At 31.8% G+C, this 22770-nt stretch carries 20 protein-coding genes; 6 read left to right on the top strand and 14 right to left on the bottom strand.

Annotated features, from left to right (window positions below; translation table 11 throughout):
• Positions 1-10 precede the first annotated feature (10 nt).
• Positions 11-1603, bottom strand: coding sequence for an FAD-dependent protein (locus tag Q0Q96_RS10750; RefSeq protein WP_293875228.1), 1593 nt, complete (start codon positions 1601-1603; stop codon positions 11-13).
• A 75-nt stretch (positions 1604-1678) separates the two neighbouring features.
• Between Q0Q96_RS10750 and Q0Q96_RS10745 the strand changes: the two genes are divergently transcribed.
• Positions 1679-1918, top strand: coding sequence for a hypothetical protein (locus Q0Q96_RS10745; RefSeq protein ID WP_293875226.1), 240 nt, complete (start codon positions 1679-1681; stop codon positions 1916-1918).
• Between the two features lie 6 nt (positions 1919-1924).
• Here the strand turns inward: Q0Q96_RS10745 and Q0Q96_RS10740 are convergent, their stop codons facing one another.
• From Q0Q96_RS10740 to recQ, 7 genes are all read right to left on the bottom strand, one after another.
• Positions 1925-3097 (bottom strand): heparan-alpha-glucosaminide N-acetyltransferase domain-containing protein, encoded by a 1173-nt coding sequence (locus Q0Q96_RS10740; RefSeq protein ID WP_293875224.1) that lies wholly within the window; start codon positions 3095-3097, stop codon positions 1925-1927.
• A 75-nt stretch (positions 3098-3172) separates the two neighbouring features.
• A complete protein-coding gene (locus Q0Q96_RS10735; RefSeq protein ID WP_293875222.1) occupies positions 3173-3889 on the bottom strand; it encodes a hypothetical protein in 717 nt (238 codons plus the stop codon).
• 60 nt (positions 3890-3949) lie between these two features.
• Entirely contained in the window at positions 3950-4417 is a 468-nt protein-coding gene (locus Q0Q96_RS10730) for a nuclear transport factor 2 family protein (RefSeq protein ID WP_293875220.1), read from the bottom strand.
• A 160-nt stretch (positions 4418-4577) separates the two neighbouring features.
• Positions 4578-5321: a hypothetical protein gene (locus tag Q0Q96_RS10725; RefSeq protein ID WP_293875218.1), complete on the bottom strand. Its 744-nt coding sequence runs from the start codon at positions 5319-5321 to the stop codon at positions 4578-4580.
• Between the two features lie 252 nt (positions 5322-5573).
• Positions 5574-7538, bottom strand: coding sequence for a sensor histidine kinase (locus Q0Q96_RS10720; RefSeq protein ID WP_293875216.1), 1965 nt, complete (start codon positions 7536-7538; stop codon positions 5574-5576).
• 17 nt (positions 7539-7555) lie between these two features.
• Positions 7556-8299: a LytTR family transcriptional regulator DNA-binding domain-containing protein gene (locus tag Q0Q96_RS10715; RefSeq protein ID WP_293875214.1), complete on the bottom strand. Its 744-nt coding sequence runs from the start codon at positions 8297-8299 to the stop codon at positions 7556-7558.
• Positions 8300-8389: 90 nt separating this feature from the next.
• Positions 8390-10585, bottom strand: a complete 2196-nt coding sequence (gene recQ / locus Q0Q96_RS10710) for a DNA helicase RecQ (protein ID WP_293875212.1) — start codon at positions 10583-10585, stop codon at positions 8390-8392.
• A gap of 86 nt (positions 10586-10671) precedes the next feature.
• Between recQ and Q0Q96_RS10705 the strand changes: the two genes are divergently transcribed.
• The 3 genes from Q0Q96_RS10705 (at position 10672) to lptB (ending at position 13383) form a co-directional block, all read left to right on the top strand.
• Positions 10672-11637, top strand: a complete 966-nt coding sequence (locus tag Q0Q96_RS10705; protein ID WP_293875210.1) for a KpsF/GutQ family sugar-phosphate isomerase — start codon at positions 10672-10674, stop codon at positions 11635-11637.
• On the top strand, positions 11637-12458 hold the full coding sequence (gene tatC, locus Q0Q96_RS10700) for a twin-arginine translocase subunit TatC (RefSeq protein WP_293875208.1): 822 nt from the start codon (positions 11637-11639) through the stop codon (positions 12456-12458). Before Q0Q96_RS10705 ends, tatC begins: the two co-directional genes overlap by 1 nt.
• A 184-nt stretch (positions 12459-12642) precedes the next feature.
• On the top strand, positions 12643-13383 hold the full coding sequence (lptB, locus tag Q0Q96_RS10695) for an LPS export ABC transporter ATP-binding protein (protein ID WP_293875206.1): 741 nt from the start codon (positions 12643-12645) through the stop codon (positions 13381-13383).
• Between the two features lie 240 nt (positions 13384-13623).
• On the opposite strand, the gene Q0Q96_RS10690 is transcribed toward lptB, so the two are convergent.
• A complete protein-coding gene (locus Q0Q96_RS10690) occupies positions 13624-14349 on the bottom strand; it encodes a CDP-alcohol phosphatidyltransferase family protein (protein ID WP_293875204.1) in 726 nt (241 codons plus the stop codon).
• Between the two features lie 191 nt (positions 14350-14540).
• Between Q0Q96_RS10690 and Q0Q96_RS10685 the strand changes: the two genes are divergently transcribed.
• Together Q0Q96_RS10685 and Q0Q96_RS10680 are read left to right on the top strand one after the other, a co-directional pair.
• Positions 14541-15527, top strand: coding sequence for a PorV/PorQ family protein (locus tag Q0Q96_RS10685; protein WP_293875242.1), 987 nt, complete (start codon positions 14541-14543; stop codon positions 15525-15527).
• A gap of 6 nt (positions 15528-15533) precedes the next feature.
• Positions 15534-16652: a DUF4105 domain-containing protein gene (locus tag Q0Q96_RS10680; protein ID WP_293875202.1), complete on the top strand. Its 1119-nt coding sequence runs from the start codon at positions 15534-15536 to the stop codon at positions 16650-16652.
• On the opposite strand, the gene Q0Q96_RS10675 is transcribed toward Q0Q96_RS10680, so the two are convergent.
• The 5 genes from Q0Q96_RS10675 to Q0Q96_RS10655 are packed head-to-tail and all read right to left on the bottom strand — an operon-like array spanning position 16632 to position 22589.
• Positions 16632-18026 carry an exopolysaccharide biosynthesis polyprenyl glycosylphosphotransferase gene (locus Q0Q96_RS10675; protein WP_293875200.1) on the bottom strand — a complete coding sequence of 465 codons (1395 nt, stop codon included), beginning with the start codon at positions 18024-18026 and terminating at the stop codon, positions 16632-16634. The two genes, Q0Q96_RS10680 and Q0Q96_RS10675, sit on opposite strands and share 21 nt — an antisense overlap.
• Before the next feature lie 48 nt (positions 18027-18074).
• Entirely contained in the window at positions 18075-19085 is a 1011-nt protein-coding gene (locus Q0Q96_RS10670) for a glycosyltransferase family 4 protein (RefSeq protein ID WP_293875198.1), read from the bottom strand.
• Positions 19057-20397, bottom strand: coding sequence for an O-antigen ligase family protein (locus Q0Q96_RS10665; protein ID WP_293875196.1), 1341 nt, complete (start codon positions 20395-20397; stop codon positions 19057-19059). Before Q0Q96_RS10665 ends, Q0Q96_RS10670 begins: the two co-directional genes overlap by 29 nt.
• Positions 20398-21474: a glycosyltransferase gene (locus Q0Q96_RS10660; RefSeq protein WP_293875194.1), complete on the bottom strand. Its 1077-nt coding sequence runs from the start codon at positions 21472-21474 to the stop codon at positions 20398-20400.
• Positions 21471-22589, bottom strand: coding sequence for a glycosyltransferase (locus Q0Q96_RS10655; RefSeq protein ID WP_293875192.1), 1119 nt, complete (start codon positions 22587-22589; stop codon positions 21471-21473). Before Q0Q96_RS10655 ends, Q0Q96_RS10660 begins: the two co-directional genes overlap by 4 nt.
• Positions 22590-22770 lie beyond the last annotated feature (181 nt).

The following is a 22770-nucleotide window of genomic DNA, read 5'->3' as shown; positions in this document are numbered from 1 at the left end:
ATCGACAACATTACAGTAATTGTAATTCCTCCGCAATTTTTAAAGCACATTTTTCTCCATCAATAGCTGCTGATATAATTCCTCCTGCAAAACCAGCACCTTCGCCACAAGGATACAATCCTTTTATTTGAACGTGTTCTAAAGTTTCGTTGTCTCTAGGAATTCTTACGGGTGACGAAGTTCTGCTTTCGGGCGCATGAAGAATCGCTTCATTGGTCATGTAACCTCGCATGGATTTTCCAAACTCGGTAAAACCTTCTCGCAGAATTTGGGTTAAAAAATTAGGAAACACATCTCCCATTTCTACCGAAGTTGTTCCCGGAACATAAGAAGTTTTTGGAATATTTGCAGATAATTTATTTTGAGTAAAGTCAACTAGGCGTTGCGCTGGAACTTTTTGAGTTTGCTTCGCCAGTTCGCTTAAGCTCGAGCCGCCTGCTAAATGCCATGCTTTTTGTTCAATGCTTTTTTGAAATTCCATTCCAGCTAAAGCTCCAAATTTGGCAAAAGGTTTGAAATCTTCCAACTTTAATTCGACTACAATACCCGAATTGGCGGTAGCTTGATCGCGTTTTGAAGGCGACCAACCATTGGTTACAACTTCACCTGGGCTTGTAGCACAGGGCGCGATTACACCGCCAGGACACATACAAAACGAATACATGCCGCGACCGTTGACTTGCTTTACAATAGAATAAGGAGCTGGTGGTAAATATTCGCCACGAAAGTCACAACTATACTGAATTTTATCAATCAATTGCTGGGGATGCTCGGCACGAACGCCTAATGCAAAAGGTTTGGCTTCTATGAAAATCTTTTTTCTGTCAAGCAATTCAAAAATATCACGTGCAGAATGTCCGGTTGCCAAAATAACTTTATTAGCAGCAATAGTTTCACCGTTTTGTGTTATCACTCCTCGAATTTCATTACTCTTTATAATAAAATCGGTCACGCGGGTTTCAAACAAAAATTGTCCACCACATTCTATAATTTTCTCCCGAATGTCTTGAATTATTTGAGGTAATTTATTGGTTCCAATGTGTGGATGCGCTTCGACTAAAATATCAGGTGTTGCGCCAAATGCTACTAATAATTGTAAAATTCTATCCACATCACCACGTTTTTTGGAACGAGTATACAGTTTTCCATCGGAATACGTTCCTGCTCCGCCTTCTCCAAAACAATAATTGGAATCTTCATTTACGACATGATCCACATTGATGGCTTTTAAATCACGACGACGGCCACGAACATCTTTTCCGCGTTCGATGACTATTGGTTTTAAACCTAAATCAATTAATTGCAAGGCAGCAAATAATCCGGCAGGACCAGCACCAATAATTATTATTTCTCGAGAATTTGAGACATTTTTATAATTGGGAAGTTCTATTTTTTGTTCAGCAAGACTATCATCTTTTAAAAAAACAGCAACTTTAAGATTGAATTTTATTTCTTTTTGACGAGCATCAATAGAACGTTTTAAGATGACAACTTTTTGAATTTCTTTAGTAGAAACTTGACAAAGTTTTGCCACGTGTTCATTCAATAACAACTCATTGGTAGCAATTTCGGGTGAAACCTGAAGTTGAAGTTCTTGTGGCATTTGAATTGAATTTGGGCAAAAGTAAGAATTTGAAAATTGTTATTGTAATTTTGTATCTGAACAACTCATAAAGTAATGTCGAGACAAATAAAATTAATTTGGGATTTTCGTGGAGAAGCTTCATCCAAAACAGCTGAACATCATGAACTTCATTTGAAGGAATATATCCTTCGTGAAAAATTAGCAATTCATATTACAGGTTTTCAAATTAAAAACGACCTACACGCAATTGCTTTTATGGTGGTAACGGATGAAAATATGATTCAAGTTCGTGATGCTTTAAAACCGCATCGAGGGGAATTGTATGTTGAGTAAATATGCCTACAAATAACTCAACCACCATTTTTCTTTATGGGCTTGTTTATAAGCATCAAATTTTTTACATAAAGGATAAAGTAGCAGAATAACTCCAATCCAAACACAATAAACCACCCAAAGAGGAAAACCATAACCTTTCAAAACTTCGACTCTGATAATAAATATTGGTAATACCAATGCTTTCCAACCAAATCCAGTAAAATAAGCGGCAAAAACTGCCACTACATGAATGAGATAAAGATGTATTATGTAATAAAAAAATGGAACCCTTCCGAATACACAAAAGAAGTTGACTACTTTACCTCGCAATTTTTCTGCATTGGCCAAAAAAAGAAATGCTACTCCCAGAGTCATCAATAAATAGTCTAAAGATGGAGGGTATTTAGAAGGATTCAAAAACGAAATCAAATCTTTTGATAATGAACCGTAATCTTTAAAGAGATTTGAGTCTCCATAAACATTGCTCAACCTTAAAATTACAAAGGCAATTAGTGCTACAATTCCTATGGTATTAAGAAGCTTTCTCCTTTTTTCTGCATCAAATGCTTTATCATAAAAAGCACCAAAATAATATCCCAATGCCATTACAGCTATCCATGGGATTATAGGGTAAGCAACTAGAAATTTAACACCATTGGTTAGTTTAAAAAACTTAAATTCGTGAAGTATCGCCCACAACACATTACCGTTATAATGAACGGTATCTAAAAGGTTGTGACCAATAATTAAAAGTAAACTAAATCCCAAAATAAAGTTGCGAGGAAGATTTACCAATGTTGCTAAAACCATCATACTGATTCCCAACGACCAAATTGTAAGCAATCCGGGACTTCTAAAATAAACATCAAAATACCAGGCAAAATTTACAATAGTCATTTCGATAAATACCAACCAAAGCCCGCGTTTAAACAGAAAACTGGATAATTCGGATTTAGATTTTCGCTTCCCAATCATAAAAGCGGAAAGCCCTGCCAAAAAGCTAAAAGCGGGAGCACAAAAATGAGTAAAAAATCGTGTAAAAAAAATGGGTAATGTACTTTGTGCGGGATCAGCGGGATCAAAAAAAAAAGCCGAATAATGAAAATAATCTCTTATATGATCGAGTGCCATGATTACCATAACCAAACCTTTTAAAAGATCAATGGATTGGATTCTTGGATTTGTGAGTGCCGTCATGTTGCTTTTAGTTAAAAGTTCATTCCCTGCAAGTTAGAAAAAAACTTACAGGGATAAACTTATTTTATTTAGTTACTAAACACTTGTGTAAAAATCGGTTACTGGTGTGCTTATAACTCCAGAATTAGTCATTATTTTTTGAAGTTCAGGCGATTTCAATCGTGCTTTTACTTTTTCTAAATCGCTTATGGCAAAAGTTAGATAAATCATATTTGAGTCTTCTATACTTCGAGCAATGGCTCTATCAATAAAACCGTGTTCTACCCTTGTTTTTGAACCTTCGGCATCATATACTTTTAACCAAGCATCAAAATCTTTTACTTTAAATGCGATTCTAACTCTGCCTTTCATCTCGGCTGGCGATTCTGCAAATCGTACCACATTGGAGTAAATAATTTCAGGTTTACCAATTACACCTAATTTTTGCATCACATTTTTTAGCTTTGGACTTGTGGCAAAATCTTTAGCTTTTTGCATATCGGTAACGTTTAGGAAAATATAAACTTTATTTGGATTGTCCATTCCTCTTGCCAAAGCTCTCAAGGTCAAGCCACTTGCTACTCGGTTGGGTTCGTCTTCATCAAATCCTTTTTTCCAAACATCATAATTTTTAACGGTGTGGGTAACTGCCATAATTTGAAAAGGTTCAAAAGACGGAGTTGCTTCTGCTGCTGGTTTTGCTGGAGTTTCCACAACGGCTGGTTGTAGTGTTGCTTCTTTTGCAACTTCTTTTTTACAAGATGTAAATGTGAACATTGTTACAGCGATGATTGTTTTGAAAATTATTTTCATTTTTGTAAAATTTATTAGTTGTTATTTTTTGTTTATTTATACTGCGATAATTTTTATTAATTATTTTGCTATTGCATCTGCGACTTTTTTGGTGTCTAGATATTGCTGAAAAGCAATTGCCTTTCCGTTTTTAACTGTCCAAAGATGTGCAACTTGAGCATCGTAAGTGGCACCATTTTTCTTTAGTTTAGCTTGGTATCGTAAAGTGGCAAATACCTGGTTATCTGACATTTCATGCAGTTGAATATTTACCAGTTTGAAATACTCATAATCGGCTCCAATACGAGCAAAAACGCCATTTAATACAGCTTGCGGTCCATTATACGGATTTCCATCTGCATACTTATTTCCCTCGGCTTCGTTCCACACTACTTTTTCGTCTAAACCTGCAAGAACTTTAGGAATATCACCAACTTCAAAAGCAGTATAAAGGCTCTGAATTGTTTTAACGTTATTTTGTCCCATCATATTTATTGTGACAAAAAGCATCAAAACAAAAAAGGTTTTTAATAACTTACTTTGTTTCATTTTTTTAGTTTTAAAATTGATTAGAATTATTTTTAAAGTGAATTATTTTTTACCTTTAGTGAATTTTAACATTCAAAAGCTATTGGTAATTTAAAGTATTTTTATGATTTTAAAAAAAACCTGCAAGATTTCAAAAATTATGCAGGTTTAAAATTATTACTTACTTCGAACTCAAATCTGCTCTGTAAAACAATAGTTCACTCCATTGATCGGTTACATATTCTTTTATATTATCGTTAAAAATTCCCCATGAACCTTTACCGTGTATTTTTTCATAAGTGTCAACAAAAGGTTTTCTAAATCCATCTTCTTTTTCTTTTAATCCTTGTTTGTATCGGCGAACTAAAATATATTGCGGTGCTCCAGAACCATTAGCTTCATAAACCACTACGGTTGAACCATCTGCAGCCCAAGCAGCTTTTAAACTTTTTAGCATGGTAGCAACTCTGTAAGAACAACCCAGTTTTGGATATAAATGAGTAACTTGAATTTTGTCTGAATAGTCGCCAATGGCAACCGTACTCAACGAATCGATATAAACTGAATAAGCATGCGAATTTCTATCGGTTAGATAAATAGTCACATTTTTATGCCAATCGTTGTTATGTTCCACATTTATATCGCCTCGTGCATCTTCTGACTGCCAACTTTTAGGTCCTTCGGAAATTTGGAAACCTCCTGCATCGGGACCCGATTGAATTTGAAATACACGCCATTTTACATCACCGGTATGGTACTTTTGGGAATGAGAAGCTAGCACTTTTTCAAATTCGAGCTGTTTGTCAACTTTTGGAAATACGCGACTAGTGGCAACCACATTTTTGGTTTGGCTTATACCAAGTAGAGGGATGAGCATCAAGATAAGAAATAGAATCTTCAACTTAAATTGTAACAGGTTTTTCATGATTTTGGTTTTATTTGTTAGACCGAATTAAATATTAATTCTACCTCAAAATAAATGATTAACAAGGAAAATGGAGCATGAGTTAGGACGAAACGCATTAAAAAATGTCCGAAGAGTAAGATTAATTTATCGGGGAGAAGGAGATTAGAAAAAAGAGATTAGAAAATAGAAAAAGAATAAAGATTTAAGATATGTTTGTAGCACAAACACTTTTAAATTTTTAAATCGTACTTCTTAATTCGGAAATTACTTTTAAGCAGCTTTTAGTTTAAAATCAAAAATAAGTGTCGTTCCGTTTTGACTTTCTTCGGTCATTTTACCATTAAGTTGCTGTGTAAGCAGTGAAACGAGTTGCCCACCAAAACCAGTTCCGTGCGTAATCCCTGATTTTCCAACACCATTATCGGCAACTTCAAGTCGGAGAATATTATTGTCTCTCTTATGAAGTTTAATAACAATAGAACCTTTTTCGCCTTTCGGGAACGCATATTTAATGCAATTTGTTAGTAGTTCGTTGACGATTAACCCTAACGGAACTGCACTGTCAATATCTAAATAGAGATGATCCATTGCCAATTGCAAATCGATACGCTGATGTGCACCAAAACTATCGAGAATACATTCGCTTAAATTCAAAAAATAATCTTTCATTTCTACCGTGCCAAGGTTGGTTCCTTGATACAGTTTTTGATGTACAATTCCTATAGAATTGACACGATTTTGTCCTTCTATCATAGCATCTTTGGTATGAGAATCCTCAATTTGTGCTGATTGCAAGGTGAGTAAACTAGACACTATTTCGAGATTGTTTTTTACACGATGGTGAATTTCTCGGAGTAATAGCTCATTTTCAACATTTTTTTTATCTAACAAAATATTTTTATTTTCTAAATCATCATTCAAAAGAGCAAGTTGTTTATTACTTTTTTGTTTTACCTTAAAATTCCAATAGAACCAACTAAGTAATAATGCACCAAGAGATAAAACGACAATAAAAATAGTTTGTAAATTTTGCTTTTGAACCAATTTTTTGTCTTGCGCCAAAATGTTTATTTGAAGTTCATTTTCACGCAAACCTCTTTCGTTTTTATTCTTTTCATAAATAATTGATTGATTATAAAATTCTTTGAGATAAAATAACGCATTGGCTAATTCTCCCTTTTGTTGGTAGGCTTTGCCAATGAAGGAAGTCATATCTATAAATCCTCTTTGGTTTTTTAATAACAAATATCCTTCTTGGCTTTTTTTATAATTGTAAATTGCCGAATCATATTTTTTTTCTCTCAAATATAAATCGGCTAGAATTCCGTAGGCATAAGGTCGGATTTTATTTTTTTTTATTTTATACCTTTCTAAAATTGCCAAAGCTTTTATTATTTTGTTTTTACCTTCTTGATATTGTTCTTTTGTAATTATTTTTTGTCCTTTAAGCGGATAAGTAACTAAATCTCTTCCGGATACAGCCAAATACCATGCATGATTTTGCGGTCTTTCTATAGATTTTAAAAGTGATTTAATTTTATTGGAATAATAAAAAACGGAATCTTTATTATGCACATCAAAGTAACCAATCATGGAGCGATAAATTGAAAAAAGTTCTAATTCGTTGTTTAATTTTGTGTTTTTTTCATAATAGAAACGACTTTTAGACAAATAAGAATAAGCTAATTTTTGTTCTTCTTCAAGTTGAAATCTCTCATAAAAAATACCTTTATCTTTAATTACTTTTGCCGATAAATCAGGTTTTATAAAATCTTCGGCAAGAAGTAATGCTTTTGAAAAAAGTTGTAATGCGGTTTTATTTTCTCCCAATTCCTCTTTTATGAATGCCCAGTTTACTAAAAAATTATATTCTAGTAGTTTATTTTGCTTGTTTTTTGGAATCTTATTTATATGAAACCAACCTGCAGATGCCAATGAATCCAAACTAAAAAAGGAGTCATACACCTGTGATATATCATTTCGATGCCAATAAAGAAATCCTAATTCTTCGTGATGCAAAGATGAATTAACTTTGAGCAAAGCAGTTGCTTTTTCGAAATAATACTTGCTGCTATCCTGATTGTATTGAGGCATATCTAGAAACCTTAAAGCCTTTTTTTGATAATTTTGACTAATTTCTAATACCTTGGCATTAGATAATTTTTTGTTTAAACTGTTTTGTGTATGTCCTTTACTATAAATTAGAAGTGAAATTAAAAATATTATTTTTTTCATAGTAAAAGGTTGAAAAACTATATTTTTTGGATATGTTGCAACAATTGTTTCTTTAAATCCGCACTTATTGGGATTGCCTTTTTTGCGATAACTACATGACTAGCGGCTATTTCATCTATATGCGAAAGGTTGACGATGAACGAACGATGAATTCGCAACAGACTGTTATTGGTCAGTTTTTCTTCTAAATCTTTCAAAGTACCAACTAGCAAATGTTCTTTTTCTTTGCAATGAATTTTGCAATAGTTCCGTTCTGCTTCGATATAAAGAATATCATTGATGCAAACTTTCACCATTTTGTCATGACTACGTACAAAGATGCAATCGCTCAATATAAATGGCGTTTCTGTTTCTAAAGTTATATTTTTTGCTAATGCCATTTCCTCTTTAAGTCGCAATACGGTTAGTTCTATCGCTCGTTGTAAATCTAATTTCTTAAATGGTTTTGAAATAAACGCATAAGGATTGACAGCTTTAGCCCTGTCGAAATGAGCTGCATCGGAATTTGCTGTTAAAAATATGCTAGGTAATTTGTATTCATTTTGAATTAAATGTGCTACTTCTATTCCGTCTAGAGTACTTTTTAAATTAATATCAAGCAAGATAACATCAGGTAATTGAAGGCGAATAAAAGGCAAAACTTCTTCAGCTTTGGTAATAATTCCTGTAACATTATAGCCTAAATGAGTAAGTTGTAGCGAAATGTTCGCAGCAATTATCATCTCGTCTTCTACAATAAGAATTTGTATTGGTTTTTCCATAGACAAATACATTTAAAAAAGTATTTTAAGTTTAAAAAACATTAAAAACCCCTTTTATACTTTTTATCAATGAAGCACGATTATAAAATTTTAATTGGCTACTTCACTAATAAAGTTTATCCTCATGAGTCTTAATTCTTCAATATCGTAATCACCATCAAACTCTTTTAGTGCTTTTTCGATATTGTCGGTTTCAGAATCCATGAAATAATCGTGAATTTCTTCTTGTTGCTCATCATCAAGAATTTCATTGACCCAATATTTAATATTTAATTTAGTTCCCGAATATACAATCTGCTCCATTTCCTTGAGCAAATCATCCATTTTCATGCCTTTGGCTTTAGCAATATCTTCTAAAGATAATTTTCGGTCAATATTTTGAATGATGTAAAGTTTATTTGCCGAATTAGCACCTGTTGATTTTACAACCAAATCATCAGGACGTGTAATATCATTGTCATTAACATATCGGGCAATCAATTCAATAAAAGCATTGCCATATTTTTTTGCTTTTCCTTCTCCCACTCCATGAATATTTGTCAATTCATCAATGGTGATAGGATATTTCAAAGCCATATCTTCGAGGGAGGGATCTTGAAAAACTACAAAAGGCGGTAGACCAAGTTTTTTGGCTTCTTTTTTTCGTAAATCTCTTAACATGGTCATCAATGCTTCATCAGCAACTCCTGAAGATTTCGCAGCAGATACTATCGCATCGTCTTCGGCTTCGTTATATTCATGATCTTCAGACATCATGAAAGATTTAGGGTTTTTAATAAACTCATGACCTTTATCCGAAACTTTTAAAATACCATAGGTTTCTATATCTTTATTCAAAAGTCCATCTACTAAAACTTGACGAATTAATGCCATCCAGTAACGCTCCTCAAAATCAGTACCGCATCCAAAGAAAGGTTGCGTATCTGTTCTATGCGCTTTTATAGTAGCATTGACTCTTCCTATTAAAGTGTAGACTATTTCTTTTGATTTGTATAAATATTTAGTATCTCGAACTACTTCAAGCAATATTTTTACTTCATCTTTGGCTTCAACTTTTACTTTTGGATTTCGAACATTATCATCCATATCGCCGCCTTCTCCTGTTTCGCTATCAAATTCTTCTCCAAAATAATGCAATAGAAATTTACGTCTTGATATCGATGTTTCGGCGTAAGCAACGACTTCTTGTAATAAAGCGAAACCAATTTCTTGTTCAGCAACAGGTTTTCCCGACATGAATTTTTCCAGTTTTTCTATATCTTTATAGGAATAGTAAGCTAAACAATAACCTTCGCCGCCGTCTCGACCAGCACGCCCTGTTTCCTGATAATAACTTTCGAGGGATTTTGGTATATCGTGATGAATAACAAAGCGAACATCGGGCTTGTCAATCCCCATTCCAAATGCAATTGTTGCAACAACCACATTTACATCTTCCATAAGAAACATATCCTGATGTTTGGCTCTAGTTTTAGCATCTAAACCAGCATGATACGGTACAGCACTAATGCCGTTTACTTGCAAAACTTCTGCAATTTCTTCGACTTTTTTTCGGCTCAAGCAATATATAATTCCTGATTTACCTTTATGCTGTTTGATGAAACGAATAATATCCGATTCTATATTTTTAGTCTTTGTTCGAACTTCGTAAAATAAATTTGGCCGATTGAAAGAAGCTTTGAAAGTAGTAGCATCAGACATGTCCAAGTTTTTTAGAATATCTTCTTGAACTTTTGGAGTGGCGGTTGCTGTTAAACCTATAACGGGAACATCGCCTATCAATTTGATAATGGCTTTTAAATTTCTGTATTCAGGTCTAAAATCATGTCCCCATTCAGAAATACAGTGAGCTTCATCAATAGCTACAAAAGAAATAGGTACGCTTTGCAAAAACTCTACATATTCTTCTTTGGTCAAGGATTCTGGTGCTACATATAACAATTTAGTAATTCCAGAAGATATGTCTTTTTTTACTTGATTGATTTCAGTTTTTGTCAAGGAGGAGTTCAATACATGTGCAATGCCATTTTCTGAAGATAAACTTCTAATAGCATCTACTTGATTTTTCATCAATGCAATTAAGGGCGAAACTACAATTGCAGTTCCATTCTGAATTAAGGCTGGCAATTGATAACACAATGATTTACCTCCACCGGTGGGCATTATGACAAATGTATTATTTTGAGTGATAATACTTTTTATGACTTGTTCTTGTAATCCTTTAAATTGGTTAAAACCAAAATACTTTTTTAATTCTTTATGAATGTCAATTTCGTTTAAATTCATTCTTGGTTAATGGTATTTTTACATAAATTTGCAAACATAAAGATACGATTTTCTTTTACACACACAAATTTTATATTAATACAATTTTGATAAATAACGATATCCTTTTAGCTTCGGCTAAAAAAACTATTTTGTCTGAAAGTAAATCTATCGCAAATCTAATTGCATTTTTAGATGATAACTTCGCCAAAACAGTAGAAATCATCCACAATTCTACAGGTCGTTTAGTTGTTACCGGCATTGGTAAAAGTGCTATTATTGCTCAAAAAATAGTGGCTACTTTAAATTCTACAGGTACTCCTTCACTATTTTTGCACGCTTCAGAAGCAATTCATGGCGATTTGGGCATGGTTCAAGCCGGCGATATTATAATTTGTATATCCAAAAGTGGCAATAGTCCAGAAATTAAAGTGTTGATTCCTTTATTAAAGCGATTTGGAAATAAACTCATAGCAATAACCGGAAATGTAACATCGTTTCTGGGGAAAGAAGCAGATTATGTTTTGAATACCTATGTTGAAAATGAAGCTTGTCCTATCAATTTGGCACCTACAAATAGCACTACTGCGCAGTTGGTAATGGGAGATGCTATTGCTGTTTGTTTGATGGAAATGAAAAACTTTACCGCAGAAGATTTTGCCAAATTTCATCCTGGTGGTGCATTGGGGAAAAAATTATTACTTCGTGTCGGCGAAATGCTCGATACTACTCACAAACCTTTTGTCGCTTCGAATTCAAATATTAAAACCGTTATTGTTGAAATCTCTGAAAAAAGATTAGGTGTTACCGCCGTAGTAGACAATGATAAAGTGATAGGAGTTATAACCGATGGTGACATAAGAAGAATGCTGAATAAAACCGAAAATTTTTCAGGATTAACCGCCCAAGACATTATGACAATACATCCTAAAACCATAGCCTCAACAGCATTAGTAAGTGATGCACTGGATATACTTGAAAATTTCTCAATAACACAATTAATGGTTGTTGATGAAGGTTCCTATAAAGGCGTACTACATTTACATGACATTTTAAAAGAAGGTATCATCTAATGGCAAAAAAGGAGTTTAAAGAAATGTCGTTTCTAGGTCATCTTGAAGAATTGAGATGGTTGCTGGTAAGAAGTTCGGCGGCGGTAGTAATTATGGCGGTAGTGTCCTATTTCTTTGCCGATTATATTTTTACTGAATTGATTTTTGGTCCAACAAATCCAAGTTTTATTACCTACCGCTTATTTTGTGAAGCTTCTCATTATATTGGTTTTGCGGATAGTATTTGCATCACTGAACTCAACTTTATCATTCAAAATACAGAAATGGAAGGCCAAGTAAATATATTTTGCTGGGTTTGTATAACTGCAGGATTTATTTTGGCTTTTCCATATATACTCTGGGAATTTTGGAAATTTATAAGTCCCGCTTTATATGAAAAAGAACGAAAAGGCGCAAAACTTTTTATTTTTTTAGCTTCTATTTTATTCTTCCTTGGTGTTCTCTTTGGTTATTATGTCATTGTGCCTATGTCCGTCAATTTCTTGGCAACCTTTAGTATTAGTACTATTGTTAAGAATCAGTTTAGTGTTGATTCTTACGTTAGCATGGTCAAAACAGCTGTCATTGCCAGTGGATTGTTTTTTGAATTACCCATAATTATTTATTTTTTGACTAAATTAGGATTAGTAACACCTAATTTCTTGAGAAAATATAGAAAATATGCCGTTGTAATTGTCCTAATTGTTGCCGCAATTGTAACACCTCCAGATGTTGTAAGTCAGATTACAGTAGCCATACCAATGCTTTTAATATATGAAGCTAGTATTTGGATTTCTGTTTTTGTAGAAAAAAATAAAAAAAGAGATGAACAAACTAGTTGAATCATTTGATTTTTTATTTCAATAAGTAAAAGTTTTCACTTATTAAATTTTTAAAATGCATTACACTGTAAATCCATTGATTTATTTGTTTATTTTACTAATAATTTGTTTTTACAACAAATATAATTTGAGTTAATAGTCGTAATTATATCATTTACTAATTACCTAATTGTATAATTGAATTATGAAATTAAGAGCCGAAAATTTAGTTAAAACCTATAAAGGACGAAGTGTCGTAAAAGGCATTTCTGTAGAAGTAAACCAGGGCGAAATCGTAGGCTTACTAGGTCCAAATGGTGCCGGAAAAACAACCTCTTTTTACATGATTGTAGGTTTGGTTAAACCAAATTCGGGTAAAATTTTTCTAGATGGTTTAGACATTACCGATTATCCCATGTACAAACGTGCTCAAAACGGAATAGGATATTTGGCGCAAGAAGCATCGGTTTTTAGAAAATTAAGTATCGAAGATAACATTTTGAGTGTTTTACAATTAACCAAATTGACAAAAAAAGAGCAAGTTGCTAAAATGGAAAGCCTTATTGCCGAATTTGGTTTGGAACATATAAGAACCAATCGTGGCGATTTACTATCGGGTGGCGAACGTCGTAGAACCGAAATAGCAAGAGCATTGGCTACAGATCCCAAATTTATTTTGCTTGATGAACCCTTCGCGGGAGTTGATCCTGTGGCGGTTGAAGACATTCAAAGAATTGTAGCCCAATTGAAAAATAAAAATATCGGCATCTTGATTACAGATCATAACGTTCAAGAAACGTTGGCTATTACAGACAAAACTTATTTGATGTTTGAAGGTGGGATTTTAAAAGCCGGAATTCCAGAAGAGTTAGCTGCAGACGAAATGGTTAGAAAAGTTTATCTAGGGCAAAATTTTGAACTTCGTAAAAAGAAACTGCACTTTTAAAATTAAAATGGAAAAATCGCAAAAAGAACTTGAGGAAAGTTGGCATTCCAGTGCTAAAAATTGGAAGTTTGGTGTTTTTTATTTCAACAAAAATGATAAAAGAGTATTTACGGATTAACAAAATTCAAACTATGGAGCAACAATAAACTTTGCTAACCCAAAATCCTATTTATTTTTATTCTTGTGTTTTTGTTTCTTCTGATTTTTAATTTACATGATAACAACTACTAAAAAAGCTTCCTAAAGTGAAGCTTTTTTTATGAATAAATTACTAATTATCGACAGTAAAACATAAAGTATAATAATAAACGGAACTGCTACTATCTTAAGGAAAATCAGCAGCAGCATAGCGATTGCCAAGAAGAAAATCTGTAGTTTGTATTTGGCAAAGCTGAAATCTTTAATCTTGAGCGAAAACAAAGGAATTTCGGCGTTCATGATATAAACGCTTAAAAATGTTATTCCAATTAATACCCATTGATTATCGAACAATGCTAAATTAATTAGTGGTAAACTTGCTATAAAAAGAGCATTTGCAGGCGTTGGCAAACCAATGAAGTTATCGGATTGTCTTTCATCAATATTAAATTTAGCCAAGCGATAACAAGCTCCAAGTGTAATTATAAAACCCAAAAAAGGAATGTAAAAAACAATGTTAGAATTAAACTTATTAAAAGTATTTATTTGCTCTAAAAAATTGATTTCATATAACATTTTATACATCACATAACCAGGAACAACGCCACTCGTAACCATGTCAGCCAAAGAATCCAACTGCACTCCTAAAGCTCCAGTTACATTAAATTTACGGGCAAAAAAACCATCAAAAAAATCGAATAATATTCCAAGACAGACAAAGTAAAACGCCATTTCGTAATTAGAACTTGCTACAAAAACTAAAGCCACGCAACCACTTAATAAATTTAACATCGTAAACAAATTAGGAATCTGTGCTTTAATGTTCATTTGAATAAAGTTTTTTTTAGGTCTGGGCAAATTTAATACAATAAGTTAAGCCTTTCTGCGTTTTGTAATAGAGTTTTTTATTTGATATTTGTAAAAATAAAATTGCCTTGAAAAAAACGATTCTTATTTTACTGCTTTTTATCAGTCTAGTAATTCATGCACAAGCCGTTAGAAAATATTCTAATGAGTTTATGAATATAGGAGTTGATGCAGCAGCGCTGGGAATGTCGAATGCTGTGACCGCATTTTCGGGTGATGTAAATTCGGGCTATTGGAATCCGGGAGGATTATTAAAAATTCAAGATAGCGAAGTCTCCTTAATGCATGCCAGTTATTTTGCCAATATTGCAAAATATGATTATGCGGCATACGCCAAAAAAATTGATGATAAAAGTGCCTGGGGCGTTTCTTTAATACGCTTTGGCGTAGATGATATTTTAAACACGACACAGCTTATTGATAGCCAAGGAAACATTGATTATAATAGAATAAGTCTTTTTTCGACCGCCGATTATGGTTTTACATTTTCGTATGCACGTCGTCCAACACTAATTGAGGGTTTTCAGTATGGTGTTAATGCTAAAGTTATCAGAAGAGTTATTGGTAAATTTGCTAATTCTTGGGGCTTTGGTTTCGATTTTGGTTTGCAATACGAGCGCAATGATTGGCATTACGGACTGATGCTCCGCGATATTACTACAACTTACAATATTTGGGCAATTGATGAAGAAAAATACAATTCGATAAAAGATGCAGTAGCAGGTCAAAACCAAGCACCTCCTGAAAGTACCGAAATTACTTTGCCCAAAGCACAGTTAGGAATTGCCAAAAAGTTTGATTTTCATTATGATTATACATTACTCGCAGCGATAAATTTGAACATGCAATTTGCGAGGACCAATGATATCTTTGCATCAGCGGCTGTTAGTATAGATCCAGCTTTGGGGTTAGAATTTGGCTATACCGAAATGGTTTTTCTTCGAGCTGGTGTTGGAAATTTTCAAAATGTAGAACAAATAGATGGCACCAAAAAAATTAACTTTCAGCCTAATATAGGTTTAGGATTTAAGTACAAAGGCATTCAAATAGATTATGCATTGACCAATTTAGGCAATCAAAGTGCCGCTTTATATTCTAATATTTTTTCTGTAAAAGTTGATTTAAGTATTTTTAGATAGAAAATTATGCTCAAAAAAACACTATTTTTTTCGTCGCTTTTATTTAGTTTAATTGGATTTTCTCAAATTCCAAAGCTTTCTCAAAATACAAAAATTAGTGTTTTTACTTGTGATAGAGGTGAAGAATTATATTCCACTTTTGGTCACACAGCACTCCGAATTAAAGATTCTGCCAATGCTCTAGATGTAGTTTACAATTATGGTTATTTTGATTTTAGAGTTAAAAATTTCTATTTCAAATTTGTTAAAGGTGATTTACAATATTATATGAATGTAACCTCGTATGAAGATTTTATTCATGAATATCAGGCAGATAAAAGAAAAGTGGTAGAACAAACTTTAAACTTACCCTTAATAAAGAAACAACAACTTTTTGACGCACTGAATTCCTCTTTGCTTTCTAATGAGAAATTTTACACTTATAAATTTATTGATAGAAACTGTACATCCATGATTGTCGATAAAATTAATGGTTTGTTTTCTTTACATAAAATTGAAAAAGTTGATTATAAATCGACAAGTTATAGAACAGTATTGTACCCTTATTTCGAGGATTTCTTTTGGTTCAAATTGGGAATAAATATCATTTTTGGTGCTAAAACAGATGCAGATGCGCAAAAATTATTCTTGCCAGTAGAATTAGAAAACAGTTTAGATAAAGCAACTTTTAATGGTAAAGCATTGGTATCCAAAAAAGAAATCTTGATTTATGGCGATAAAATACAACCTAATTTTTCGTTTCTAAACAGCATTTATTTTATATGGGCTTTGATGCTACTCTTGTTAGTTATCAATAAGCGTTTTCTATTTATTACATATCTTTTTATCGCCGGAATTTTGGGTATTTTTCTTGGTTTAGTTGGGTTTTATTCTGAACATCAAGAACTGCTTTATAATTATAATGCGCTTTTGTTCAATCCTTTTTTTGTGTTGATTCCTTTCGTGAAAAATAATTTCTTAAAAAAATTGAATATTACTTTATTTCTTATGTTAGTAATTTATTTAATAATTATGATTACAAAGCCGCACTTTATTATTATGCTACCGTTCATTATTACCAATTTTTTTATCATGTTTAAAATTAATGGCAATAATCCCGACAAACTATTGACCTCGATAAAGTAAAACGGTACTTAAGGTTTTGAATATGATATTAACATCTAAAAAAATACTTCTGTGTTTGATGTAATACAAATCATATTGCAATTTTATTAAACTATCGTCAATAGTTTCTCCATACGAGTAATTAACTTGTGCCCAACCGGTTAATCCTGGTTTTATAACATGACGCGTTTCATAAAAAGGCATTACTTCAGCAATTTCATTTACAAAAACAGGACGTTCAGGTCTTGGTCCAATAACAGCCATATCGCCTTTTAAAATATTGATAAACTGCGGAAATTCATCAACTCGAGATTTTCTTAATATTTTTCCAAACGGAGTAACTCTGCTATCATTAAGAGTGGCAAAAACAGCACCTTCTTGTTCGGCATTTTTAACCATTGTTCTAAATTTTACAATATTAAAAACCATTCCGTTTTTACCCACTCGTTCTTGTGTGTAAAGTAGTTTTCCTCTGTTAGCTAGAAAATTTCCTATTACAATTAATGGCACTATTATAATTCCAATTATTAGACCCGTTAGAGAAATTATGACTTCAAAAAAACGAACTATGAGCAGATAAAAGTGGTTTTGATTGCTTCTGCTAAAAGGAAAATATCGGTAAAAATCTCGCGATACATATTGCACAGGAATTCTTTGGGTAAGATTTTCATATACCTGTGTATATTCCCTAATTATATATCCGTTTTCTAACAAATGAATTAATTGATTGTATAAACCAACTGTTATCCCATCGGTTTTTTGCGAGGCAATTACAACTTCGGAAATCGAGTTTTTCTTAACAAACTCTTCCAGATTATTAATATCAATATTTTTGATTTTTATACTATCTGTTTTTTTTGTGTTGGCACTATCCGAATTAACAAAACCTAATACGCGATAGTGTGGATCGGCACTTTCAAGTCCGTGAACTAATTCTTTGAGTTGCTCATTATCACAAATTAATATCACTTTTTTAGAAAATCTATTGGAAGCAAAAAATCGCAAATAAATCATTCTCCAGCTAAATAATGCCAAAAAAATTGCTATAAAAAAAATGAGTATTTGAATACGATTTGAAGGAAGTACCGGTGTGTATAAAGGGGTTAATAAATATACCAAGACCGTAATTGATGTGGTGAGAATTATACTTTTTATAATTTGGAATTGATTACTTGCAACTTGCAAATTATACATTTCAAAAACAGAGCCGATAAAATTTAAATAAACACCTAAAACTATTGTCCAATAAAAATTGGTTTGAGAAATATTAAAATAATTGAATTTAAAAACGATTCCAACCAAGTACAACGAAAGTAATACAAAAACTACATCAAAAATTCTTAAAAGAATCTTTCTCTCTGAAACTTCAAAATGTATTCCTTTAAACTTATTCATAATGTTTTTAAAAACGTTTTCGTGTACGCAAGTTAAGAAATATAGGCATTAAATTAGTAATTCTGTCCATTGCTTTTTTACTATTTCCCAATCAAAATTCTCTACAGAAGCTTTTCCGTTTTTTGATAAACAATCAGCCAAATTTTGTTCTGTAAAAAGTCTAATAATTTGATTTGTCATATCTTCAACATCGTTGTCATTTACTAACAGTGCGTTTGAATTATGCTTCAATAAATAAGGTATTCCCCCAACATTTGTTGATACGATAGGTATTCCCAATGCCATTGCTTCAATAACACTAATGGGAGTATTATCAAAATGTGTAGTATTTATAAAAACATTACTGTCTTTTGATTTTTCAATCCATTCTTCTTTTGATAGTTTACCCGTCAAAAGTACATCAACGTTATTCATTTTAACATAACGTAATGTTTTTAAATAACTTTCATCTTTTTTCGGTCCAATCATGCAGATTTTCGCTTCGGGGAAAATTCTTTTAACTTTTATAAATACTTTTATTGCCATCAATGGATTATATATATTAGAAAATGATCGTACCCACAGTAAACGTGGAGTGCAAAATGTTTTTTTTATTACAGGATATAACTTTAACTCAATAGAGTTGGGTAAATATTTCAAATTGACATAACCATTTTTTTTAAAAATTTCAAAAAGATAATAAGAAGGTGCAATGTTAATATAGGCATTACAAAAAATCATGTCGGAGAAAAACTTACTTTTAATTATTCTATTTGGCAAGTTCCCGCCATGTAGTGTTGGAATATATTTTAACCCAAGGAGTCTGCACAATTGTGAAATAACAAAAGCATACCAAAAATTTTTTGTGCTGTAAGTATCTATTAAAACATAATCAACTTTATTAGAATATTTAATTGTTTTACACATCATTTCAATCATCCTTGAAACTTTGTTTTCATAAGATGAAGCATAAATAACTTTAAAACCCTCATCTTCCAACAATACTCCTAATGTTTCTATCGAAGTAGAAGTATAACCGTGTTCGGAGAGCTTATTCCCTATGTAAAGAAGAGTCTTCATACATATATACTTTTAATAACGATAATGAATATACAAAAGCTGGTGCAGCTATTCGCATCGCTGCGTGATTAATTGTTAATAACCAAAATAATAAAAAGCTAAACATATATAAATGTTGCCTATTATCAAAAAATAAAAATATGGGTGTAAAAAAAACTATTAAAAGTGCTATTATTCCCATGGTACCGTGTTCCGCCAGTGTTCTAGAAATTTCACTGTGTGATGCTATAATTAGTCCTCCACTTTTTAATTCTCTTACTTCAAGTGCTTTGGCAACTCCTATACCAAAAACTGGGTTGTCAAGAAAATCATCGATTTCACTTGCCCAAATTTCTTCTCTACCGCTTAACTGACTTTCTTTTACTCTTCCTGCTCCATCTTTATTGGCGTATCTTTTGTCAATTAATCCACTAGTTTGATTGGATGTGTACAACCAAGTTATAAAAAAACCAAGTGACATAAAAATGATTAATCGATTAAGATTATATTTTCCTTGGCTTTTTGTTTTTATGTATAAATAAAACAAAAGCACCAAAATCATTACAAATCCTGTCAGCATTCCGCCTCTTGAAAAAGTAACTAACCCTCTGTAAGTAATATTAAAAAGTATAATTAGATTTATGATTAAGAGCAATTTTGTTTTTGATTCAAAAATTAGTCTTGAGAAGAAAACAAACATTCCAATCCCTAATAAAGTGGCTACCTGGTTTGGTCCAAATCCTCCAGAGGTTTCATTATTTGAGCCTGTTCCCGTAAGGATTTCTTTCAAATTTGGTGTGAACAAAATTAAATAAATCGTTGTTGAAAAAATTGGTAATGCTAATGCTAGTAGTATATCATTGATTTGGGAAATTGTAATCTTACGATTAAAACAATATATAGCTGAAATACCCAGGCATACTGGACCTGAAATATTAAAAGAAATTGCTTTTCTAATTTCAGTATCTAAATTCAGGGTATCGGTTGCAACAATTACTCCTGGTATTAGTAGTAGTAAATAAATCCAAAAGGGTATCGCATTTTTAGAAAACCCACTGTAGTACATACCCAATATTAAAAAAAATATTACGCCGTATTTTGAAGTTTCATAAAACAGATTTCCACCTGTCATTCTCAAAAAAACTTCATTACCAACAATGTAGGCCGACACGTATAAGGCCTCATTATGTTTGTTTCCACTTTTCATCACATAGTACAATCCAATTGCAAGACTGGCAATACAATATATTTGTGACAATGGTCTTATAAAATAAATTATAACTCCAATTAAAACATGTAAAATAATTAATGTGATGTATTTTTTTTCTTTCATTTATTTGGTATTTATAAGCCAATTTAAATAAAGGTCAATAACAACTCCTTCAGAATGGTTGCTAATGATGGTTTCAAATAAAGCATTCCCAAATTGAATTCTTAAATCTTCATCCATAATGAATTTTTTAATCCTCTGATGAAACAATTCAACATCATTTACCTCAACAAGAAAACCACTTATTCCATCTTTAAGAATTAAGGGAATTTCCCCAACTTTTGTGGTCACAACTGGCATTTTTGACAATCCATATTCTATAAAAGCAATAGGTAATCCCTCTGATTTAGAAGTTAAAATAGCTATTTGACATTGATTCATAATGTTTACAATATCATTTCTAGAATCATAAACAAAGACATTATTTTGAAGTTTGTTTGATAGAATAGTTTCTTTTACTTTAGTCGAATATTCATCATTGAAATCTTTTCCAACCAAATGAAAAGTCCAATTGGGAAAATCTCCTTTCAATTTTTTAGCGATTTCAATTAAAAAAAAATGATTTTTTTGAGGTCTTAAGTTAGCTAAACATAAAATTCTTTTACCTTCAAGTCCTTTTAAAACTGTTGATGAAACTACATCGTTTTCTAAAGTTGTGAAATTAGGGAGATATAAAACATTTTTACAATTTAATTGTTTAAATGCCCAATTTTCAAGTTGGTAATTGACTACAATTATTCCTTTGAAAAAAAAAGAAGCAATTTTTAAAACAAAAGTTTCTTTTTTTGTTATAAACGCACTCATACCATTATGATCATGCCAAATAATTTTAATTCTAGGTAATAATAATTTTACAAGAAATGAAATAAAATACGAACTACTGTGGGAATGTAATGTATCTATTTTATGCTCAACACAATACTTCGCTAATTTATAAATAGCTACAATATCTATTATTTTATTTTTTTTTAAATATAAATAATTGACTTCCTTTTTTAAACTAACTTTTAGTGCACCTTCTTTTCTAGTGGCAATCAGTCCTGTAAATTCGATTTTGTCAACTAAAGTATTAGCATAATTCACTGCCATTTTTTCTGCCCCACCAACTTCAAGCGAGTCTATTATTTGTACAATTCTCATGCGAGTAATAACTTTTTTATTTCATTTTCAAATAAATCCAAGGTGTATTGTCTTGACCAAACAATGGCTTGATTTACTTTTGCTTTGTACAAATTTTCGTTATCCAAAACGGTTTCTATTTGATGAACATCCTCATTGAGTTTCATTGTTAATAAGATGCCTCTTTTTTCATTATCAAGCATATTTGGCACACACGATACCTTAGTCGCAATCGGCAGGCATCCCCAAAACATTCCTTCGGCTACAGCCTTTGGCCAACCTTCACTTAATGATGGTAAAATTACAAAATGATTTTCGATATAAGCTTTTTTAATTATTTCTTGGTTTTGATTTCCCATTAAATAGATTTTATCGTCAAGCAATTTATCTGCAATATAATTTTTAATTATACTTCTCTCGTATCCATCACCAAAAATGGTTAATTCAACATCTCTATTGTTTTTTAATAATTCTTCTATTAATTTAACTGCATAAAGTGGTTGTTTGCCGTTTGACAAAGTTCCAACAAAAAGAAATTTTATTACTTGGTTAAAATTGAGAGGTACAATATCTTGTTTTTCGTTTTCAAAATAACTTGCGGTAAAAAATGGTTTAATATTTTTAGAGTTTTTTTCCCATTCTCCATACACTAAAACCTGCATGTTTTTAGTTAAAAAACTACTGTTCAAAATCCATTTTTGAAATTTATAACTCAAGGGTTGTTTTGCCTTCAAATCCCAATTTCCAGCATATTTTGCGGTTTTAGTTTTCGAAGGGAAAAAAATTTGGACACAACAACCTAGCAAACCTATATTTCCTGGACAGCGAAGATGAATATGATTCGCTGATTTCATAGCTTTATAGATTTGAAAAAGATTTTTTGGAAAATAATAAAATGCCTTCAAAATTGAACTTAAAGTGATGAAATTGAATGCTCTAATTTCATTAAAATCTATGCTTTTATGAATGTAAACGCTATCAATAGCTGAAATTTGATCCTTACATATTGGTGCTACAACAATTACATTATCTACATATTTCAACCAAATATTCATTTCTTTTACATAAGGTGCATATCCAAAAATATTTTCTTGAATTTTTTGATGAGGAACATGCGTAATTATACAGAATGTCATCTTATTTAGGTAAAAAGTTGATGGGCTATAATTTTTAGAAAATTTACTCTTTTAGAATAGTAATTTGAAATTTTTTATAAAAAAAAACGTATAAAGTACAATTCCACTTATAAAACAAAGATTATATGTTAAAAAACGAATGTTTTCAGAAAAATTGGATAAAAATTTTAATGAAAAATAG

The sequence above is a fragment of the Flavobacterium sp. genome (genome assembly GCF_025352015.1).
Taxonomy (GTDB): domain Bacteria; phylum Bacteroidota; class Bacteroidia; order Flavobacteriales; family Flavobacteriaceae; genus Flavobacterium.
The sequence above is the reverse complement of the archived record's forward strand: the minus strand, read 5'-3'. Positions and strand labels throughout refer to the sequence as shown.